This window comes from Thalassospira sp., assembly GCF_030690045.1.
GTDB lineage: Bacteria > Pseudomonadota > Alphaproteobacteria > Rhodospirillales > Thalassospiraceae > Thalassospira.
The window spans coordinates 98,721-120,326 of sequence record NZ_JAUYHK010000002.1; the positions used below are offsets into that span (position 1 = coordinate 98,721).

Annotated in this window: 19 protein-coding genes; 14 read left to right on the forward strand and 5 right to left on the reverse strand. The window is 55.7% G+C overall.

Going from position 1 to position 21,606, the window contains the following annotated elements:
• Positions 1-37 precede the first annotated feature (37 nt).
• The 3 genes from Q8O73_RS01195 to Q8O73_RS01205 all read left to right on the forward strand — a co-directional run bounded on the left by Q8O73_RS01195 (position 38) and on the right by Q8O73_RS01205 (position 2,421).
• Positions 38-286, forward strand: a complete 249-nt coding sequence (locus Q8O73_RS01195) for a DUF2798 domain-containing protein (RefSeq protein WP_305553677.1) — start codon at positions 38-40, stop codon at positions 284-286.
• Positions 287-394: 108 nt separating this feature from the next.
• A complete protein-coding gene (locus tag Q8O73_RS01200) occupies positions 395-1,093 on the forward strand; it encodes a TetR/AcrR family transcriptional regulator (RefSeq protein WP_305553680.1) in 699 nt (232 codons plus the stop codon).
• Between the two features lie 56 nt (positions 1,094-1,149).
• Positions 1,150-2,421 carry an MFS transporter gene (locus Q8O73_RS01205; protein ID WP_305553683.1) on the forward strand — a complete coding sequence of 424 codons (1,272 nt, stop codon included), beginning with the start codon at positions 1,150-1,152 and terminating at the stop codon, positions 2,419-2,421.
• Between the two features lie 55 nt (positions 2,422-2,476).
• On the opposite strand, the gene Q8O73_RS01210 is transcribed toward Q8O73_RS01205, so the two are convergent.
• Positions 2,477-3,463: a helix-turn-helix transcriptional regulator gene (locus tag Q8O73_RS01210; RefSeq protein WP_305553686.1), complete on the reverse strand. Its 987-nt coding sequence runs from the start codon at positions 3,461-3,463 to the stop codon at positions 2,477-2,479.
• Between the two features lie 249 nt (positions 3,464-3,712).
• Between Q8O73_RS01210 and Q8O73_RS01215 the strand changes: the two genes are divergently transcribed.
• The 3 genes from Q8O73_RS01215 (at position 3,713) to Q8O73_RS01225 (ending at position 7,265) form a co-directional block, all read left to right on the forward strand.
• The gene (locus tag Q8O73_RS01215; RefSeq protein ID WP_305553689.1) at positions 3,713-4,558 is read left to right on the forward strand and encodes a MoxR family ATPase; all 846 of its coding nucleotides are present in this window, start codon (positions 3,713-3,715) and stop codon (positions 4,556-4,558) included.
• A 4-nt stretch (positions 4,559-4,562) separates the two neighbouring features.
• Positions 4,563-5,747 (forward strand): VWA domain-containing protein, encoded by a 1,185-nt coding sequence (locus Q8O73_RS01220; RefSeq protein ID WP_305553692.1) that lies wholly within the window; start codon positions 4,563-4,565, stop codon positions 5,745-5,747.
• A gap of 114 nt (positions 5,748-5,861) precedes the next feature.
• Positions 5,862-7,265, forward strand: a complete 1,404-nt coding sequence (locus Q8O73_RS01225; protein ID WP_305553695.1) for an FAD-linked oxidase C-terminal domain-containing protein — start codon at positions 5,862-5,864, stop codon at positions 7,263-7,265.
• Positions 7,266-7,349: 84 nt separating this feature from the next.
• On the opposite strand, the gene Q8O73_RS01230 is transcribed toward Q8O73_RS01225, so the two are convergent.
• From Q8O73_RS01230 to Q8O73_RS01245, 4 genes are all read right to left on the reverse strand, one after another.
• On the reverse strand, positions 7,350-7,751 hold the full coding sequence (locus tag Q8O73_RS01230; RefSeq protein ID WP_305553698.1) for a carboxymuconolactone decarboxylase family protein: 402 nt from the start codon (positions 7,749-7,751) through the stop codon (positions 7,350-7,352).
• Positions 7,678-8,115, reverse strand: a complete 438-nt coding sequence (locus Q8O73_RS01235; protein ID WP_305553703.1) for a MerR family transcriptional regulator — start codon at positions 8,113-8,115, stop codon at positions 7,678-7,680. The genes Q8O73_RS01230 and Q8O73_RS01235 overlap by 74 nt, the downstream gene beginning before the upstream one ends.
• Positions 8,116-8,187: 72 nt before the next feature.
• Complete coding sequence (locus tag Q8O73_RS01240; RefSeq protein ID WP_305553706.1) at positions 8,188-9,270, reverse strand: lipid A deacylase LpxR family protein; 1,083 nt, start codon at positions 9,268-9,270, stop codon at positions 8,188-8,190.
• 507 nt (positions 9,271-9,777) lie between these two features.
• Positions 9,778-10,614, reverse strand: coding sequence for a DUF2189 domain-containing protein (locus tag Q8O73_RS01245; RefSeq protein WP_305553709.1), 837 nt, complete (start codon positions 10,612-10,614; stop codon positions 9,778-9,780).
• 331 nt (positions 10,615-10,945) lie between these two features.
• On the opposite strand from Q8O73_RS01245, the gene Q8O73_RS01250 reads away from it, so the two are divergent.
• The 8 genes from Q8O73_RS01250 to Q8O73_RS01285 all read left to right on the forward strand — a co-directional run bounded on the left by Q8O73_RS01250 (position 10,946) and on the right by Q8O73_RS01285 (position 21,493).
• On the forward strand, positions 10,946-14,476 hold the full coding sequence (locus Q8O73_RS01250; RefSeq protein WP_305553712.1) for an AsmA family protein: 3,531 nt from the start codon (positions 10,946-10,948) through the stop codon (positions 14,474-14,476).
• A 175-nt stretch (positions 14,477-14,651) separates the two neighbouring features.
• A complete protein-coding gene (locus tag Q8O73_RS01255; RefSeq protein ID WP_305553715.1) occupies positions 14,652-16,181 on the forward strand; it encodes an inorganic phosphate transporter in 1,530 nt (509 codons plus the stop codon).
• 228 nt (positions 16,182-16,409) lie between these two features.
• A complete protein-coding gene (locus Q8O73_RS01260; protein ID WP_305553718.1) occupies positions 16,410-16,955 on the forward strand; it encodes a queuosine precursor transporter in 546 nt (181 codons plus the stop codon).
• 86 nt (positions 16,956-17,041) lie between these two features.
• On the forward strand, positions 17,042-18,094 hold the full coding sequence (gene queA, locus Q8O73_RS01265) for a tRNA preQ1(34) S-adenosylmethionine ribosyltransferase-isomerase QueA (RefSeq protein ID WP_305553721.1): 1,053 nt from the start codon (positions 17,042-17,044) through the stop codon (positions 18,092-18,094).
• The gene (gene tgt / locus Q8O73_RS01270; protein WP_305553724.1) at positions 18,091-19,233 is read left to right on the forward strand and encodes a tRNA guanosine(34) transglycosylase Tgt; all 1,143 of its coding nucleotides are present in this window, start codon (positions 18,091-18,093) and stop codon (positions 19,231-19,233) included. Before queA ends, tgt begins: the two co-directional genes overlap by 4 nt.
• Before the next feature lie 2 nt (positions 19,234-19,235).
• A complete protein-coding gene (gene queF / locus Q8O73_RS01275; RefSeq protein ID WP_305553727.1) occupies positions 19,236-19,703 on the forward strand; it encodes a preQ(1) synthase in 468 nt (155 codons plus the stop codon).
• A 138-nt stretch (positions 19,704-19,841) separates the two neighbouring features.
• On the forward strand, positions 19,842-20,378 hold the full coding sequence (locus Q8O73_RS01280) for an RNA polymerase sigma factor (RefSeq protein WP_305553762.1): 537 nt from the start codon (positions 19,842-19,844) through the stop codon (positions 20,376-20,378).
• Between the two features lie 122 nt (positions 20,379-20,500).
• Entirely contained in the window at positions 20,501-21,493 is a 993-nt protein-coding gene (locus Q8O73_RS01285; protein WP_305553763.1) for a FecR family protein, read from the forward strand.
• The last annotated feature ends 113 nt before the right edge of the window (positions 21,494-21,606 follow it).

Consider the following 21,606-nt stretch of genomic DNA (forward strand, 5'->3'; position numbering starts at 1 on the left):
GGGCGTCATACCAACCCCTATCGCAGGAGCAAGTTTGATGGTCCCCGCCCGTTATTTTCGTTTTGTGTTTTCGTTTTTGATGTCGCTGTGGCTCAGTTCCCTGATGAGCGGCATTGTCACCCTTATCAATACCGGCATTGATGCCGGATTCGCCCTGCGCTGGGGCCATTCTTTTGTGTTGGCATGGCCGGTGGCTTTCTCGCTGGTGCTGATCAGTGCGCCAACCGTTCAGAAAATCGCCCGTCTGCTGGTGGACCGGTCATATCCGGCTGAAACGGCACAATAAATCTGTCAGGGCAGGCTTGTGAAAAACAAAGATTTGCAAATTGAATTTGGTTCATTTATGAAAGTGAACCAAATTCGATTTTTAATCAAAAAATACGAGCCGCATCCCATGCGCAGCGAAAAACGACAGCACCGTGAAGAAGCAATTCTGGATAAAACACAGGATCTGATTGCCGAATTCGGTTTTTTTGAACTGAAAATGTCCGATCTGGCGCGCGCTTGCGACATTGCGGTGGGTACCCTTTATGCCCATTTCGCCAGCAAGGAAGATTTGCTGATCGGGCTTGCCAGCCGGGCGGTGATGCGACGCACAGCATTTTTTGAAACCGCGCGCGCTCATGATGGTCCGGCAATTGAAAAATTCATAGTAGCCAGCTTGCTGGATGTGCGGTTTTCGATCCGCCATCCCGAATTGTTCGAGGCGGAATATCTGGCCCTTGCTCCGTCAATCTGGAACCGCGCCACGGTGGCCCGCCATCAACAGCTTTTGGCCCAAATCGACCAGATGACCCGAATGTTTCAGGCCTTTCTGGAAGAAGCGGCCCAAGATACGGATCATACGGATCAGGGCGGAACCGCCCCTGATCGTACCGGTATTCTCAATATCGGCAGCTGGGCGCTGGGCTTTGGCATGAATGCGCTGGGCCAGTCCGATGTCACCGTGGCGCATTATGGCACAATGTTGCGCGACCGGTCCGAACAAACCTATTGCGATTGCCTGACCGATCTTTTGATCGGGGCGGGCATGGCAGGCGATGCGGCGCGGCAATCTGTCGCGCGGATTGCTGCCCGTTATCTTGACGTTTAATTCCCCCTTGTTGTCGCCGGGCACCATCATCCCGCCTGGCTGACCGGAGCCTTCCGATGCCTCATCAGGAAAAGAAATTGATGTTTGCGGTCTTTTTGACCGTGCTGTTTGGTTTTGCCGGATTCAGTCTGCCCTATCCGGTGTTCAGCCCGATGTTTTTGAAACCCGAACTGGGGTTCCTCGACCCGTCGGTGCCCGAACAACACCGCACGATTTTGCTGGGTATTGCGATGGCGCTGTATCCGATCGGGCAATTTATCGGTGCACCGTTTCTGGGACGCTGGTCGGACCGGATCGGGCGGCGGCCAGTATTGCTGACATCCCTGTTCGGGGCGGGGGCATCCTATGTGATCACCGCGATTGGCGTTGCAAGCGGCAGTTTGACACTGGTTCTGGTCGGGCGGTTTGTTTCGGGCCTGTGCGAGGGCAATATGGCAATCGCGCAATCGGTGGCATCCGATATCAGCACGACCGAAAGCAAGGTGCGCAATTTTGGCCTGATCACGGTGGCGATCAATGTCGGCTGGATCATCGGGCCGCTTCTGGGCGGGTTTTTGTCGGATCCGGCCATCCACCCATCCTTTAATGTTGCCCTGCCGTTTTTCTTTGCTGCGGGGATGTTCGCCATCAATTTACTGGTGGTTTATGTCACGTTGCGCATTCCCGGTTATGCACGGCGGCGCGGTAAAGGTGCGGAAACAGAGGTGGCCCCGGCGGTTCCTGCCCGCCGATCCGTCTGGGCCACCCTGATCGACCGCGATTTGCTGCCAGCTTTTAGCGTGACCTTTTTCAGCTATATCGCGGTTTATATCTTCTTTGTGTTTTTCGGGGTTTATCTGGTGCAAACCCAAAATGTCTCAAGCAGTTATCTGGGTATGGCAGCGGCAATCATTTCAATTCCGCTGATTGCCGCAGGCTTGCTGGTGGATCGCAGCCAGAAACGGTTTGGTCTGGTCGGGGTCGGGGCGCTGGGTCATTTGTTTCTGGCGATTGGCCTGATCACATTTTTGCTGCCCGATGATCTGATCTGGATTTTCGTGCCGATGAGCCTTGCGGCCTTTGGCATTGCATGGTGCGAGGTAACGACCAGCCTGTTTATCTCCAACGCCGCCGGGGCCCATGAACAGGGGCAGGCGTTGGGCGTGTATCGGTCCGTGCATGTGCTGGCCGAGGCGATTGCCGTTCTGATTGGCGGCGTTCTGGCCGGGATTGCCGCGACCGCACCGTTTTTTCTGGGGTTTGTCTGTGCGATGATCTGTGTCGCCGGGATTTTGACGTGGGTGAGGCTGCGTTTGCGTGCTTCCTCAGCCGTCGCTCCGGACATTTGACCGGCCATCCCCGCCCACGGCGATTGCCGACGTTCCGTTTTGCTACAGGATAGGGTCAGTTTCGGGGCCGTTGCCCCAAAGTTTGCGACGGCAAAACGCCAAATTGTCTGGCGTAGTTTTGTGCGAACCGCCCGATATGGACAAAGCCCCATTTGACCGCAATATCGGACACCGTGACGCCGTCTTCTGCATTCAGAAGATCATGATGCGCATGGGTCAGCCGCACCGATTTGACATAAGCCATCGGTGGCATGCCATAAGCCTCGTTAAAGGCCATCTGCAATGTCCGGTATCCGCATCCGGCATGTTGCACCAGTTTTTCCAGCGTGATCGCGGTTTGGACATGTGCATGAATATAATCGCGGGCCCGTTTGACATAGTGCGGTATGGCGGCGGATTGCGGTTTCTGATGCAGGAAGTCCGAACAGGAATTGGGCAGCAGCATCAAAATATTGGTCAGCAGCAAATCCTGAAAACCGTTCAGAACAATGGCATTGTCCAGATTGCGTAATGGCCCGTCCAGCGCATTGGCGATGTAATGCAAGGTATCGCGGATATGCCGCTCGCCCGGTTTGCGCAAATCCAGACTGGTATCAAATTCAAGATCAATCCTTGATGTTGCATTGCCTGCCAGTGTCTCGCAGTGTTTTTTTAGAATTTCGACAGGTAATTCGATACCAAGACAGGCGAATTGTTCTTCGCATGCCGACAGGGGCACGCGCATGTCCCGAAACAGCCCTTGATCCGGCGATATGTCATAATCTTGCCCCCGGTGTTGAACCGTTCCGGCCCCCTTGGTCGGGACAAGCATAAACATGGAATCACTGCTGCTTTCGGGTGCCTGAATCTGGATGCGGCAATCGCCAAAGGACGCATGCAACAGATTCAAGTCACAGAAAGAAGCACAATGAACCGCAACATCAATCTCGGTCTGCCGACCGATCAGATCAATGGTATGGATCGCATTTAAGTCCGCCAGAAGCGCACGGGTTTCATGCAAATCACGCGATGATAAAATCTGATGGTTTTCAAGGTACGTCACCCAAGCTTCCCCCTACCGACATTGCATGATCACAATGGCGCAGCTTTGTAACTCCCCCATGCTCCACTATTATGGAACGGACCTGAATTTTCAGATTTCGCAACATGTTATGGTATTCGATCCAGACGTTCAAGAAGTTACGATTGCATGGCACCGGGAAACGGCAAGATTTCCCATCGCGCCCTTGCCGTGCGCCTGCCTGCGTCGTAAGTTAACGTAAACGTCAACAATGCGGGACAGGGCAGAAAGATGAAATTTCAGGGCACCGAACGCTATGTCGCCACGGGCGATCTGATGGTGGCGGTCAATGCCGCGATCACCTTGCAGCGTCCGCTTTTGGTCAAGGGCGAACCGGGCACGGGCAAAACCGTTCTGGCCGAGGAAATCGCCAAATCTCTGGGCAAGAACCTGATCACATGGTCGATCAAATCCACCACCCGCGCCCAGCAGGGATTATATGAATATGACGCCGTATCGCGTCTGCGCGACAGCCAACTGGGCGATGAACGGGTGCATGACATTGCCAATTATATCGTCAAGGGCAAGCTGTGGGAGGCGTTCGAGGCCGACGACGCCCCGGTGTTGCTGATTGATGAAATCGACAAGGCCGATATTGAATTTCCCAACGATCTGTTGGGCGAACTCGACCGCATGGAATTTTATGTTTATGAAACGCAAAAAATGGTCCGTGCGGTCAACCGGCCGATTGTGATCATCACCTCGAACAATGAAAAGGAATTGCCCGACGCCTTTTTGCGGCGTTGCTTTTTCCATTACATCCGCTTTCCCGACCCCCAAACCATGATGCAGATTGTCGATGTGCATTTCCCCGGCATTCACAAGCGGCTTGTGGCCGAGGCGCTCAACCTGTTTTACGATGTGCGCGATGTCGCGGGGTTAAAGAAAAAACCCTCGACCTCGGAATTGCTGGACTGGCTGAAACTTCTGATGGCCGAAGATCTGCCACCCGAAGCCCTGCGGGCCAAGGATGCCAAAACGGCCGTGCCGCCGCTGCATGGCGCACTTTTGAAAAATGAACAGGATGTGCATCTGTTTGAACGCCTTGCCTTCATGGCGCGACGCGAGGGGCGCTAGGCCGATGTTCACCGGCTTTTTTTACAAACTGAAAGAAGCCCGCCTGCCGGTTTCCCTGCGGGAATATCTGACATTGCTTGATGCTGTCGGGCAGGGGGTGGCGGGATATGCGGTGGAGGATTTCTATTATCTGGCGCGGGCGACTTTGATCAAGGATGAACGCCATCTCGACCGGTTCGATCAGGTGTTTGGCGCGCATTTCAAGGGGTTGGACGGCCTTGCCGATGGCATGGAGGGCATCACCGCCGAAATTCCCGAAGACTGGTTGCGCAAACTGGCCGAGAAATTCCTGACCGAGGCCGAAAAGGCCGAGATCGGGGCGCTGGGTGGTTGGGACAAACTGATGGAAACCCTCAAGCAGCGTCTGGAAGAACAAAAAGGCCGTCATCAGGGCGGCAATAAATGGATCGGCACTGCCGGGACCTCGCCCTTTGGGGCCTATGGTTATAACCCCGAAGGGGTGCGGATCGGGCAGGATACATCCCGCCATCGTCGCGCGGTCAAGGTTTGGGACCGGCGCGAATTTCGCAATCTGGATGACTCTGTTGAAATCGGTACACGCAATATCAAGGTGGCGTTGCGCCGCCTGCGCAAATGGGCGCGGACCGGGGCGGCAGACGAACTGGATTTGCCCGGCACCATTTCATCGACCGCCCGTCAGGGATGGCTGGATGTGCAGATGCGGCCCGAACGCCATAATGCGGTCAAGGTCTTGATGCTGTTTGATATTGGCGGGTCGATGGATGACCATGTGAAAGTGTGCGAGGAACTGTTTTCCGCCGTGCGCACCGAATTCAAACATCTGGAATATTATTATTTCCACAATTGCCCCTATGAAGGATTGTGGAAAGACAATGCGCGGCGCCGTACCGAACAGGTGCCGACCCTTGATGTGATCAATACCTATGGCCCGGATTACAAACTGGTGATTGTCGGGGATGCCACCATGAGCCCCTATGAAATCACCTATCCGGGGGGCTCGGTCGAACATTGGAATGCCGAAGCAGGCGCAGTGTGGCTGCAACGGTTGCTGGACCGTTTCCCCCACGCCGTCTGGATCAATCCGCAGCCGGAAGACGGCTGGGGCTATTATGGATCGGTGGGGATTTTGCATAAACTGATGTCAGGGCGGATGTATCCGTTAACCCTGGCCGGGCTGGACCGGATGACCGGGGAGTTGAACCGGTAGTCTGGGTATCGTGCGGTATTTTTCCTGCTCCACCATCAAAAGGTAATACCAATTTCCTGCCTGAGTCCTTAAGGTAGGGCAAATATATCCACGCCAGAATACCGGAGAATTTCCATGTCTGACCATTGCCACCAACGGGCCGCTGTGCCTGCCAGCCTGATCGATGCCTTGCGGGGGCTTTTGGCGGAGCGGCTGAGTACAGCCCCTGCCGTGTTGGAACAGCATGGCACGGATGAGGGCTGGCACGCGGCATCGCCGCCCGATGCGGTGGCCTTTGCCTCCACGACCGAAGAAGTCGCCGAAATTGTCCGTCTGTGCGCCGCCGACAATGTGCCGATTGTGCCTTATGGTGCTGGATCGTCGCTGGAAGGGCATGTGGTGGCGTTGCGCGGCGGAATTTGTATCGACATGTCGCGGATGAACGCCATTCTGGCCGTCAATAATGAAGACCTTGATTGCCGGGTGCAAGCCGGGGTAACGCGCGAACAATTGAACGAATATCTGCGCGATACCGGGTTGTTTTTTCCGATTGATCCGGGGGCCAATGCCTCGATCGGCGGGATGACGGCGACCCGGGCGTCGGGGACCAATGCGGTGCGTTATGGCACCATGCGTGACAATGTGCTGAATCTGACGGTGGTCACACCGGATGGCAAAATCATCAAAACTGCCAACCGGGCGCGTAAATCATCGGCGGGGTATGATCTGACCCGGTTGTTTGTCGGGTCCGAAGGCACGCTGGGCGTGATTACCGAAATCGGCCTGAAACTTTATGGCATCCCCGAAGCGATTTCGGCCGCGGTTTGCGCCTTTCCCAGTGTCGAGGCGGCGGTCAATACCACCATTCTGACCATTCAGGCAGGCATTCCGGTTGCCCGGATTGAATTGCTGGACGCCTTGCAAATCCGGGCGATCAATAATTATTCCAAGACCGATCATAAAGAAGCCCCGACCCTGTTTTTTGAATTTCACGGCACCGAAGCCAGTGTGAAGGAACAGGCAGAATTTGTGGAATCGGTGGCATCCGAATTTGGTGCGGAAGAATTTCAGTGGGCCACCAAAGCCGAAGACCGTACCCGATTGTGGGCGGCACGGCACAAGGCCTATTATGCGTCCCTGCAACTGGAACCGGGCAAGCGTGGTATGCCGACCGATGTATGCGTGCCGATTTCCCGTCTGGCCGAGGCGATCACCCAGACCCAGGCCGATTGCGATGCCTCGCCCCTGACCTGCACGATTGTCGGCCATGTCGGCGATGGCAATTTCCATACCCTGATCCTGCTCGACCCGGAAAACCCGGTCGAAATGGCCGAGGCCAAACGTCTGCATGACCGTATGGTCGAACGGGCCCTTGCCATGGGCGGAACCTGTACCGGCGAACATGGCATTGGCTTTGGCAAGCTGGATTTCATGGAAGCCGAACATGGTGCGGATACCATCGCCCTGATGCGGGCGATTAAAAACGCCATTGATCCGCAAGGATTGATGAATCCGGGCAAACTGGTGCCGGGGATATAGGCCGTTGGCCTTGTCTGAAAACAGAACGACGCAGTTCGGAAAAGTCTGGGTCGTTCTGTTTCAGATATAATATATTATGCGGGATCAGGCGGCATGGTCATGCGCGGCAAAGACTTCCTTTGCGGCAAACAGACCATTCAAGGCCGCCGGGAATCCGGCATAAACCGACATTTGCATCAGAATTTCGACAATCTCGATGCGCGTCAGACCAACATTAAGCCCTGCTGTAATATGTACCTTTAATTGCGGGGTGGCTGTGCCCATTGCGGTCAAGGCCGCGATGGTGGCAATTTCGCGTTCGCGCAAACCCAGGTGTGGGCGGTTATAGATGTCGCCAAACGGAAATTCGATCAGATAACGGGCAAAATCGGGGGCGATATCGGCCAGTGCGTCAATAACCTTCTGGCCGCCGTCACCGTCGATTTGTGCCAGTGCGCGTTGGCCGCGCTTGAACCGGGTTTCGGTAGTCGGACTCTGTTGCGTCATCGTTTTGCATCCTTTGCATGGTCGCGGCATAGTCCGCGATTTTGGCGTCAAGGACGAGAAGGTTGGCCTGAAGATTGTTCATGCACGCTTGCACATGTGCCCGGTGATCCACCAGAAGGTCGTGTCGTGCCTTCTCTGTGGCCGGGCCGCTATTGCGCAATTTTGCATAGGTCAGCATATCGCGGATTGGCATACCTGTGGTTTTCAGGCGACCCAGAAATTCGATCCAGATCAGAATCGTTTCATCATAGTCACGATGACCCGAAGCATCCCTGTCTGCCGGAGGCATCAGCCCGATATGTTCATAGTAGCGCAGCGTATGGACTGATAATCGGCTGCGTTTTGCCAGTTCGCCAATCTTCATGGTTACCTTTCCGTTTCAACGCAAAGGACGCTAAAGGTTAGAGTATACTTGAGGTCAAGCGGTTTTTCGGGGTTAAAACCGCATCGACAGGGATATCGCGCCGAACTGATCACCGCTGCCCTGGCCTTCAAATTCACGGGTACGGTAAACATGGGTATAGGACAGGCGGGTCTGGCCGATGATCAGGGCCGCCCCGATCTGTAAATCACCGATCAGCGGTTCCTTGTCGATGGAGGCGCTGTCGGCGAAGGTATTGCCGTCGAGCGTGATGTCGCGCAGTACCCAGCGACCTGAAACCCCGGCAAACAGATATCCCGAAAATGGGAAATCATCGGTATCGGGTTTGAAAAAATCCGTTCCGGGCATACTGGGGCGGATGCGGGGCGGGCCATAATCGGCAGGCAAATCATGGCCGATCCGGAACATCGCGCCGATTTCGGCATTGGTAAAGGCATTGCCAAGATTGAATCCGGCATGCGGGGTGGCGTCAAATTCGATACCCAGATAATCTTCCTGAAACCAGCTGCGATATTTGCGTTCATAGGCAAGGCCAAGGGCTGGTTCGTTTTTCAGCTGGTTGTCCCAGCCCTGCGGTTCGGGACTATCGACCACTTTATGGACAAAGGTCTGGGTTTTATCGGCCAGCGATGCCGGGCCGATCACGCCAAGAGTGAGTTCCAGCGTATCAATCCGGGCGTAATCATCACTGCTGCTGCGTTCCAGACCAGTGTCGGACAACAGGCCGACACTGCCATAAAGCCAACCGGCCCATGGGCGTTCATCGGGTTGGGGTTCGGCAATTTTGATGTCTTTGGGTGTATACATGTTTTGCCCAAAGGCATAGCTGGTCCGGATGCGACCGTTGGAGGCAAAAAACGGGATCGCCTTGGCGACGTTCAGTACCGTGTCGGGCGCACTGTCTTCGGGCGAAATTGCGGCAAATCGCACACCGTTTGTATAGTGCTGGTCACTGCCATTGGGCGTGAACATGTCATTTTCGACCGTCACTGAAAGGCCCCATTTATCATCGGGGGTACGCTGCGATTGCGGGCCGCGTGCTGTGTTTTCCTGCGCGAAGGCCGCTGTGGTCATGCCACCGGCCAGAAATGCCGATGCACACAGGGTCGCAAGCAGGGAGCGATTCAAATCAGCCATGATCATTTTGTTTCCGAACGCAGTTTTTTCGACAGGAAATCAATGACGGTACGTATTTTACGCAGTCGATGCCTGTGCGGTGCAGAGATAGCATAAAGACTGAGGGAACGGGGGGTGAAATCGTTAGGCCGCATTCCTGCGGCAGTGCATCACGCATCGCAAGGCTGTTATTGACGGAAAAGCGTCCGGCGACATCAATCGTTTTTTCGATCCCGTCCGGCGCAAAAACCCAGGTCCCCGGACGATCACCATTGCTGTAGACAAGGTAGTTATGCGACACCGATATCCTCGGGATTGTTGAGCGACAGGGCAGGTACAAGACAGGCAGGGTTTGTGTACAGAACACGCGAACAATCGCATATTCTGTGCGCAATAAGGCTTGAATTGGGCAGAGATTTCCGGATGTTTTCAGTGCGACCGGTCAAACCGGCCAAAGCGCCGACCTGATAACAAAAACGCCACCCCGAAACCGGGGCGGCGTTTTGGTTTTTTGTCGTGATGACAGGATCAGGGCACCGCACGGCGCAGACGATCAACGCTGGAATCAGTGGTATCGACCAGCCCGCGATAGGCGTGCCAGCTGGCGTGACCCAAAAGCGGCATGACAATGGCCAGTCCCAGCAGGAAAACCACCATGCCGCAAGCTGCCAGTACGGCGATCATCGCCGCCCAGCCGGTCAGCACACGCCAGTTTTTGCGGAATGCCGCAACACTGGTGACGATGGCGGTAATCACATCGACATTGCGATCCACCAGTAACGGGATTGAAACCACCGAAATCGCAAAGGCAAACAGGGCAAAGAAGCCGCCAATCACCGATCCGGTGATCAGAAAGACAATGGCATCACGGGCAAAGAAGGTTTGCCAGACCAGTGTTTCAAGCGGCGGCACCGACCCATTGTAAAACAGCGCAAACAGCAACATGGCAATGCGCGTCCATGCAAGGAAAAACAGCATCAGCAATACACCCATCGCGCCCAGTTGCCCCGGATTGCGGCGAAAGGCATTCAGGCTGTGCCACAAGGTGACATTTTCGCCCATTTCAAGGCGACGGCTGGTTTCATAAAGACCAACCGCAAAAATCGGGGCCACCAGCATGAAACCGGCCCCCAGCGGCAAGGTCAGATAGGGTTGGCCCAACTGAAACAGGCTGAGAAGAATAACATATCCGGCAATGACACTTAACCCGCCATAGGTCAGGCCAATCGCCGGGGCGCGTTTGAAATCGCGCCATCCGGCCTCAAGCCATTTGCCGGACTGGTCGCTGGTAACGTCGCGAATGATGATGCCACGCTGTTCGGGAAAGGCCCCGGTTGCGGGTGTTTCGATGGTGGAGCCAGTCATAAACGTCCTCCCTGAACGGATACATTATGGAAAGGCTGATAACCGCCTTGAATGTCCTGAACGGATTTTTTAGTTTTTCTATTTGTGATATTAGCAGTTCATGACGGATTTACCAGCCCCGCCTTGATTAACCGGCGATGACGCCCAAATGAGAACCTGCCCCTGTCATGGCTCGCCACAGGATTTGAAAACAGGGCGGGGTAATGGGTAATAATCAAAAGAAAGCCATTTTTTACTGCAATGTAAATTGACGCTGATGTGGCGATGGTCTTTAAAGACCTGATATATGTAAAGACTTGGAACTGCGGGCAGATAAAACGGAGCCGGATCGTTGAAAAAAATTCTTGCCGTCATTGGGGCCTTGCTGGTCGTCGTCATCGCAGCGTTGCTGATTATTCCGTCGATGATCGACTGGAACAGCTATAAATCCCAGATATCGACGGCGGTCCGCGATGCGACCGGGCGTACGCTTGATATTCGCGGTGATCTGTCGATGTCCCTGCTGCCGTTTCCGGCCTTGTCGGTCAATGACGTCGCACTCAGCAATGTGCCCGGTGCGACCGATGCCGAAATGGTGTCGGTGCAGGAAGTTCGGGTGTCTGTGGCCCTGATGCCGCTTTTGACCGGCAATGTGCAGGTCACGGAAATCAGCCTGATCGATCCGGTGATTGCGATTGAAACCTTTGCCGATGGTAACAACAATCTGGTTTTTGGGCCTGCAATGGCCGATGGTTCGGATGCCGGAAACATTGTGGGACCGGATACCTCGACCGGGGATGCTCCTGCGCCGCAACAATCAGCCGAACCGGCGCGCAGTTCTGATGGCGATCTTGCAAGTTCGGTGCAAATTGACCGTTTGTCGGTTGAAAACGCAACCATCATTTACCGCAGCCCCGGCAGCGAGGAACGGATCGAAGGCCTGACGCTGGATGTGACGGCCGGGTCGCTGAACGGTCCGCTGAAAGGCGAGGGCTATGTTTTTTATCGCGGTATTCCCCTGACCTTTAATCTGGATGTTGGCCAGATCAGCCAGACCAGCGCCTTTCCGGTGGCGTTACGGGTTGGTATCGATAAGGTGAAAGGCAGCTTTGACATTGGCGGGCAGGTTGATCTTTCGGGTGATCTGCCGGGATTTTCCGGGCAACTGAATGCCAGTTTTGACGATTTGCGAGAAGCCGCCATCCGCATTGCAGGTGAAGGTGCTGACATTCCCGATCAGGCGGCAAAGCCGTTCAGCCTGACCGGACAACTGGCGGCCAATGCGAAATCGGTGACGGTCAATGACCTGACCATGCGGTTTGGCGAAACCCGCGGTACCGGTGCCCTGTCGATTGATCAGGAACCGCAACTGAATGCCGATCTGGCCCTGCGCTTCAACCAGCTTGACCTTGATGCCATCCTGGCTCTGGCGCAGGCCGCAGCGGTTGAAGAGGACAATGCGGCCTCTGCCCCGGTTGCGGCGACCGAACAGCAAGATACTACCCCGGACGGTCTGTCCATTCCGTCACAGGGGCGGGTCGTGACGACCGGCCCGGTTCCGGCCATTCCGGCGGATTTGTTTGCGTCGATTGATGTCGAGGTCGATACGCTGGTTTATAACCAGACACCGATCCATCAGGCCCGGATCAATGCCGCCATTGCCAACAGCCAGATGACGGTCAATGAGATATCGGCCAATCTGCCCGGCGGCACCAGCCTGAGCGTCTTTGGCAGTGTTTCAGGGGCAGAACCCGATCTGAGTGCCGATCTGCGCTATGAAGTGGCGTCGGATAATATCCGGGCGGTTATTCGCTGGTTGGGGGCGGATGTTGATGGCATCCGTGCCGACCGGTTGCGCCGTTTTTCCCTGACCGGCGGGATCAAGGGATCTGCCGCGAAACTGGATATTTCCAATGTCGATATGCGGATTGACGACACTGCCATTCGCGGGGCCATCGTTGCCAATATGGGCAATGGTGGATTACCGGCATTGGGGATCGGTCTGAAACTCGATCAGATCAATCTGGACAATTATCTGCCGACACCGGCAACGGTCACAGCGAATGGAAATGGCACAGCAAGCGGTTCGGAAACCGACAGCGCGTCTTCTGCTTCCGGTGCCTCGGCGTTGGGCGAAGAGGCGATGCTTAAAGCCATCCGCGATGCTCTGGCCCCGATCAAGGGACTGGCGGCCAATTTCCGTCTGGGGGCTGACGAGGTGGTGGCATCGGGCGTGCGCATCCGCGGCATTGCGCTGGATGGCAGTGTGCAAAGTGGCATTCTGGCGATGAATAATTTCGCCATTGCCGATGCGGCGGGCCTGTCGGCGAATGCCAAGGGACGTTTCCGGGGTGATCTGGATGTACCGGGATTTGAAAGCCTGCAACTTGATGTAACAGCCCGAAATTTGGAATCACTCGTCAAGCTGACCGGCATTACGCTTCCGGCGGCCCCGTCGCAATATAATGGCGTCAAGGCGGCGGTGACGCTGAATGGTGCAATTACCGGGCCGGATATTGATCTGTCGGTATCCAATTCGGTGATGCAACTGGCGGTCAAGGGGGTGCTGCAAAATGTTCTGGGCGCACAGCCGGGGCTGAATGGCCGTCTGACTGCACAGGCATCGGACCTGAACCGGGCCTTGCCGCTGATTGCGCCGGAATATCAGCCATCGGGCAATCTGGGGCGTCTGGTGTTTGATGGCAAAGTGAATGGCAATGCCGAAAAGGTTGCGATCGAGATTGCGCAACTGGCGATCGGACAATTTGCCAGCACTGGCACGGTCGGTTTTGATGCCAGTGGTGCCCGGTCGAAACTTGACCTTGCCCTGAAGGGCGGCACGTTGAAGATTGATCCATTTATGCCTGCGGCCCGTCAGGCGTCGCTGGCCCCCCGCAATAGCGGCATGCGCCGTGCGGCTGTTGATATGCCGGTATCGACCCTGATCCGTCAGGTCGATGCCCGTGACGGCACACCGTGGGATGATGCGGTGATTGATGTCTCGGCCCTGCGGTCGCTGGATGCCAATATCACTATCGCGCTGGATCAGCTTGATTTTGACAGTTTCAGCCTGATGAATCCCGATCTGGCAGTGAATCTTGACCAGGGTCTGATGACGATCAACAAGATGACCGGTATTCTGGGCGAAGGCCCGCTGAACATTACCGGCACGTTTGATGCGCGCAGCGACACCCCGAAACTGGCCCTGAAAGGCACGCTGGATCAGGCGCAAATTGCCGCGATTGCCCCTGTGCGGGTGGTCAATGATACGATCATTGGCATTGCATCGACGAATTTTGATGTGGCGGCGGCGGGCAATACATCGCGTAATCTGGTCAATGGCCTGAACGGAACCGCCAGTGTTGCCATGCAAAATGTCCGGTTCAGCAATGCCGACAAACGTTCGGCAGACCCGAAAGTCAACTGGCAGGCCCTGTTAAGTCAGGGGCCGCAAGCGATGGTCGTTGAGGGGATTGGCAATAACGATCTGTTGCAAACTCTGGATGCCGATATGACCATCACCAATGGCATTGCCAAAACAACCCGGGTGGATGCCGTGTCACGGGTGGGGACGGCGGATGCCGATGCGACGCTTGATCTGCCCAAATGGCTGATGGATGCGCAGGCGGATTTTGATTTTTCCCAAAAGATCGAAGAAGTCCCGCCTTTTAGCGTTTTTGCCAAAGGCAAGATCGACGAACCGGCGATCAGTGGCCGCATGGACAAGCTGGCGATCAATGCCCTGCAAAATCTTTTGGGTAAGGCATTGGGCGGATCGGGCAGCAGTTCATCATCGGGATCGGAAAGTACCGATGACGGATCGTCTGGCAAGATCAAGCCCAAGGATGTTCTGAAAGGTATTCTGAATCAGTTTGGCCGTTAAAACGGTCTGTCATATCGTGATTTTACAAAAGACGGCCTCATGTCAGGGGCCGTCTTTTGTCTGTTTTGGCACCTGATATTGGACCATTGTCATTAAAACGTAAAAAATCCTTAACAAATCCTGTCGGCTTCGACATGATCCCGCCGTCGAGTCCCCCTGACAATAACGGTTGATCATGGTTGTAAAAAAGACCGCCCTTGATAAGGACCTGAAGTGGCAACGCCGGATGCAGGCCGGTGCTGATGCTACGGCGTCCCTTGGTGCGAAGATTGGTCTGGCGCTGGTATTTCTTCTGGCATGCAGTGCGTTTGTTGCCTTTCATACCGGCGGCTTGCCCCAAAGCGGGTTTCTGGTCGCTGCCGCCGTGATCGGCGGTTATATGGCGCTTAATATCGGGGCCAATGACGTTGCCAACAATGTCGGGCCTGCGGTGGGGTCCAAGGCCCTGACAATGACCGCCGCCGTGATCATTGCCGCGATTTTTGAGGCCGCCGGGGCGATCATAGCCGGGGGCGATGTCGTTAATACCATCAAGGATGGCATCATCGATCCCGGCCAGATGCCCGATACACAGACATTCGTCTGGGCCATGATGGCGGCCCTGCTGGCAGCGGCATTGTGGCTTAATCTGGCAACATGGGTCGGGGCACCGGTATCGACCACCCATTCAATTGTTGGCGGTGTGATGGGAGCCGGTATGGCCGCCACCGGGATTGCAGCGGTCAATTGGAGCACTATGAGCGCAATTGTCGCAAGTTGGGTGATTTCGCCGGTTCTGGGCGGTTTAATTGCCGCCGGGTTTTTGGCCCTGATCAAATTCAAGATTTTATTTGTCGAAGACCGGGTGGCTGCCGCGCGTAAATGGGTGCCGTTGCTGGTCGCGGTTATGATATCGGCCTTCACCATGTATTTGATGACCAAGGGTGTTTCCAAAATCTGGAAAGTCAGTGGCTTTGTTGTGTTCATGATCGGGGTGGGGGCCTTTGTCCTTTCCCTGATCCCGGTGCGCAAGGCGGTACATCGTGCATCGGCCCGCATGACCGGGCGGCGCAAGGAAATTGCCTCGCTGTTTCGCATTCCGCTGGTGGTGTCGGCGGCCTTGCTGTCCTTTGCGCATGGATCAAACGATGTTGCCAATGCCATCGGGCCGCTGGCGGCGATTGTGTCGGGCATTGACAGCGGTCAGATCGTCACCAGTGCGCCGATCCCGGTCTGGGTGCTGGTGATCGGGGCGGTCGGGATTGCGGCCGGACTTATTCTGTTCGGGCCAAAACTGATCAAAACGGTCGGCAGCAAGATCACCAAACTGGATCCGATCCGCGCCTATACTGTTGCCCTGTCGGCGGCCCTGACGGTGATCATTGCCTCGGGCCTTGGATTGCCGGTCAGTTCGACCCACATTGCGGTTGGCGCGGTGTTTGGCGTTGGTTTCCTGCGCGAGGTGCTAAGCCACCGTCGCCGGGTGGACCGTGCGCCGATGCTGGTCACCAGCGACGAGGAATTAAGCGAAGAAGAACAGCATGTTGAGGCCCTGCGCCAGATCGACCCGGAAAAGGCCCGGCGCGCCGAACGCAAATATGTCAAACGGTTGCTGGTACGCCGCCGCTATGCCGTCAACATTGCCACGGCCTGGATCATTACGGTTCCTGCCGGGGCGTTTTTGGGGGCGGTTCTGTTCTTTACCATTCGTGGCATCATGATCTGAATGCCGGATAATCGTGGCGGGGTCCCTGTTCCCCTTGGGACCTTGCGCGATCTGCGGCGATGACCGGCATCATCTGCCGGTCATCGTTTTTTGGATGCTGTTATGTCTTGACGTTCTGTGGGCCGGGGCGTACATAGCAGCCAAATTTTGCGAAACTGTTGCGCATCGTCGCCCCTTCGGGAGGCCGCGAGATTTGTTATGCGCGTTTGTAAAAGGTGGTCCTGCGATATGAAAGCCATCATCATCGGCATTCTGGCAATGGCTGTGACGGTTGTTGCATCGAACATTCTGGTGGAATATCCGTTGCCGGGTGTTCTGGCCGACTGGCTGACCTATGGGGCGTTTACCTATCCGGTGGCGTTTCTGGTGACCGATCTGACCAACCGGGCGCGTGGCGCACAGGCCGCCCGGCTGGTTGTGCTGGCCGGATTTGCCCTGGCAGTGGTGTTGTCACTGATCGTTGCCGATACCCGGATTGCCATTGCCTCGGGCACGGCGTTTCTGATTGCGCAGATGCTGGATGTGACGGTGTTTGACCGGTTGCGACAGGCGACCTGGTGGAAAGCGCCGCTGGTCTCGTCGGGCATCGGATCGTTTGTCGATACCGCCCTGTTTTTCTCCATCGCCTTTGCCGGAACCGGCCTGCCGTGGGAAACATGGGCGCTGGGTGATTTTGCCGCCAAGATGATCATGGCGCTGACCTGTCTGGCACCGTTCCGGTTGCTGATGATGGTGATCACCCCGAAAATGGGCGCACAGCCCGCGCGCAGCTAGTTTTTCGGGTTTGAGTTTGCGGCGAAGGGGCGCATAACACGCCCCTTCGTTTGTTTTTGCCGATCCATTATCAAAACGGAAGCCTGATGAAAGTCGATCTGTTCGATTTCGATTTGCCGCGTGATTGCATTGCCGAACATCCGGTATCGCCGCGCCATAATGCGCGGATGCTGGATTTGACCGGCGGGGCGATGCGTGACCGCATCGTGCGCGAATTGCCCGATATTTTGCGCCCCGGCGATCTGTTGATCTCCAACGATACCCGCGTCATTCCCGCCCGCCTGTTTGGCAAACGCGGCGATGCGAAAATCGAAGTCACCCTGCACAAACAGGAAGGGCTGGCGCAATGGCGGGCCTTTGCCAAACCGGCCAAGAAATTGCGCATTGGCGAGGTTTTCAGGGTCGCCGATGATTTCGAGGCCGAAGTAATGGACAAGCAGGAAGGCGGCGAAGTGCTGTTGCGCTTTAACGTTGCCGGTGCCGATCTGATTGCCGCCCTTGAAAAATATGGCGTGATGCCGTTGCCGCCCTATATCCGCCGCGAGGCCGGTGGCGACGATCAGGATCGCCACGATTATCAGACGATTTTCGCGCAACATGACGGCGCGGTTGCCGCCCCGACGGCGGGGTTGCATTTTACGCCGGAATTGCTGGCCGATCTGGACGCCCGCGGGATCAAACGCCGCACTATTACCCTGCATGTCGGGGCAGGCACGTTTTTGCCGGTCAAGGTCGATGATACGGATGACCATAAAATGCACGCCGAATGGGGCAGTATCAGCCCGGAAATTGCCGATCTGATCAATCAGACCCATGCCGATGGCGGGCGGGTGATTGCGGTTGGAACCACATCGTTGCGGTTGCTCGAAAGTGCGGCACGCGAGGATGGGGTGGTTGAACCGTTTTCGGCGGAAACCGATATTTTCATCACGCCGGGCTATAGATTCCGGGTGGTGGATGTCTTGCTGACCAATTTTCATCTGCCGAAATCGACATTGTTCATGCTGGTTTCGGCCTTTGCCGGATATGATCGCATGAAGGCGGCCTATGCCCATGCGATTGACCAAAAATACCGTTTTTATTCCTATGGCGATTGCAGCCTTCTGGAATGCGCCAACAAGGTTGGAAAAGCACAATGACCCGGTTTCGTTATGAACTTCTGGCCCAGGATGGCAAGGCGCGGCGTGGCCGCATTCATACCGCCCACGGCGTGATCGATACCCCGGCCTTTATGCCGGTCGGGACGGCGGCAACCGTCAAGGGCATGTTGCCGGAAAATGTGGCGCAAACCGGTGCGCAGATTTTGCTGGGAAATACCTACCATCTGATGTTGCGCCCCGGTGCCGAACGCATTGCCCGTCTGGGTGGCCTGCACAAATTCATGAATTGGGACAAGCCGATCCTGACCGATAGCGGCGGCTATCAGGTGATGTCCTTATCCACCTTGCGCAAAATTACCGAAGACGGTGTGACGTTCAAAAGCCATATCGACGGGCGCAAATTTGCGCTGTCGCCGGAACGGTCGATGGAAATCCAGCATTTGCTGGGATCGACCATCACCATGGCGTTTGACGAATGCACCCCATACCCCGCAACCGAACAACAGGCCGCAGAATCGATGCGGATGTCGATGCGCTGGGCCAAACGGTCCCGCGATGCGTTCATCGAGCGCGAAGGGTATGCCCTGTATGGCATTCAGCAAGGCAGCATGTTTGAACATCTGCGCCGGGAAAGTTCGGAAAAACTGGCCGAACTGGATTTGCCGGGCCATTCGGTGGGCGGTCTTGCCGTCGGCGAGGGGCAGGATATGATGTTTGAAACGCTGGATTTTTGCGTTGATATGCTGCCTGCGGCCAAGCCGCGTTACCTGATGGGGGTTGGGAAACCGTCCGATCTTGTCGGGGCAGTGATGCGCGGGATCGATCAGTTTGATTGCGTCCTGCCCACCCGGTCGGGCCGCAATGCCCAAGCCTTTACCCGCCGCGGGACGGTCAATTTCAAAAATGGCCGTCACCGCGATGATGACCGGCCATTGGATGATCAATGCGGCTGCCCGGCCTGCACCCAATATTCGCGTGCCTATCTGCATCATCTGATCAAGGCAAACGAGATTTTGGGGGCGGTACTGCTGACCTGGCATAACCTGCATTATTATCAGGATTTGATGTCCGATATGCGCGCCGCAATCGAGGCCGGACGGATGGCCGATTTTGCCCGCGATTTTTATGCCGGACAGGAAGGCGGGGATATTGATCCTATGCCGATTATCGAGGATTAATCATGGCCAATCAGGATATTTACCAGAATCTGACGATGCTGGGCGGGGATACCAAACAGCCCTCCAGTCCCGAAGAAGCCGTTCTGGAACGGGTGCAAAACCCGCAGGCCGGAACCGATTATTGCGTGCGGTTTGTCGCACCCGAATTTACATCGCTGTGCCCGATCACCGGCCAGCCGGATTTTGCGCATCTGGTGATTGATTACATCCCCGATGGCTGGCTGGTGGAAAGCAAATCCCTGAAACTGTTTCTGACCTCGTTTCGCAATCACGGTGCGTTTCACGAAGATTGCACGGTCAGCATCGGCAAACGCATCGCCGATCTTCTAGCCCCGAAATGGCTGCGTATCGGCGGTTACTGGTATCCGCGTGGCGGTATTCCGATTGACGTGTTTTACCAGACCGGTCCGGCTCCGGCGGGTGTGTGGATTCCGGATCAGGGTGTGCCGCCCTATCGCGGGCGGGGTTAGGTGGCCCTATACAAAAGGGCAATTTGTTACAATTGATAATTATTCTCATTGATCGTCCGGTATGTTCTTGTTATCTGATGTACCGCACCTGACAGATGTCTGGCGGGTGCGCCATTGGTGCAGGGACCAGGACAGGTTATGGGACGGCACAGCGCATCGGTTCTGATTACAGCGTTTCAGGATAATTATGCACAGCTTGTGCGTTTTTTGACGCGGAAGATGGGCGGTGATGGCGATTGCGCGTCCGATATTGCCCAGGACACCTATGTCCGGTTGGCCACATCCTCACAAAATACTGGTGATATCGATAATCCACGCGCCTATGTTTATCGGGTGGCAGGCAATATCGCGATTGACTGGATGCGTCGCGAAGGCCGCATATCCGGCCCACTGACCGGATATGCGCCGGACGAAAATATCTGCGACCCCAAACCTTCGCCCGAAACTCTGGCGCTGGATCGTGAACAGATTGCCCTGCTGGATCAGGCCCTGAATCAGTTGCCGGAAAATGCCAGGCGTGCCCTGTTGATGTTTCGCGTCGAAGGCCTGTCTTATGCCGTGATTGCCGCCCGGTTGGGGGTGTCGGAAAGCATGGTGGCAAAATATATGTCACGTGCCTTGCGCCATTGCCGCGATGAACTTTGGCGGATGGATCAAAAACAGGGTGAAAAATAATATGACAATCACTGCGTGATTGGGTGTGCGGGAACGTCTATGTAACAGGGGAGTTTTTTGTTGCGGGATAACAAAAGACTTTGGTGGGCCAAAGGGTTGAAAACAGGGTCAGGATGATCGGTTTGTCGGACAAAAACAGCCAGGATGACAATGCACAACACCGCCGTGCAATCAGCGATGCTGCGATTGAATGGCTGGTGCTGCTGGGATCAAACCGGATCACGGCGGCGGATAAGGATGCCTTTGTACGCTGGCGGGCAGAAAGCCCGGACCATGAAACAGCCCTGATCGAGGCCCGCACCCTGTTGCACGGGGTTGGTGAAACTGCGCAGGCACAACAGGCCCACCAGCAGGCAAAACACAAATTCACTCCCCGGTTGCCGGTTCGACAAACGATCGGTGGGGCGATGGCGATTGCCGCCTGTTTGCTGGTGGTGGTTTTGGGAATATCGGTGCTGACACCGGCCATTGGGCCGCTGGCCGGGTTGTTTGCCGATCACGCCACCGGGGTCGGTGAACGCAAAAATGTTGTCCTGCCTGATGGATCGACGGTGTATCTGAACACGGCGTCGGCGATTTCGGTCGATTTCGACGGGAATGGTCGCAATATCCATCTGATGGCGGGGGAGGCGGTTTTCGATGTTGCCAAAGACCCTGAGCGGCCTTTTGTCGTGCGGGCCGGACAGGGGTCAAGTACGGCTATTGGCACCCTTTATGGTGTGCAGTTAAATGACGGCGGGCTGACCAGTGTTCATGTGGAGGAAGGTCTTGTCGATGTTAGCCTGAACGGTCGGCAACCCGTGCGGGTGATTGCCGGGCAACAAGTGATTTATGGTCAGGGCAAAGGTGTTTCGGCTCCGCAGGATAGCGATACAGCGACCATATTGGCATGGCGGCGCGGCAAACTGATTTTCAATCGCCAGCCGTTGGGATCGGTGATTGCTGAAATGCAACGGTATCACAAAGGCCGGATTATCTTGATGAATGACGGGTTGCGTGATTTGCAGGTGACAGGCGTGTTTGATCTGGCGGCGATTGATGCCTTGCTGGTCTCTCTTGCCCAGACGACCCCGGCCCGAGTTTTTGCAACGCCACTGGCGACGCTGATCTACTGAATTCTGATGAATTCCATAAAAATTGAAAAAACTGAAAATTTCTGCTGCAAGTCCGAATGCGGGATTTCGTCTTACCTGTAATCGCAATGAAAACCATTCTTGTTTTCATTCGC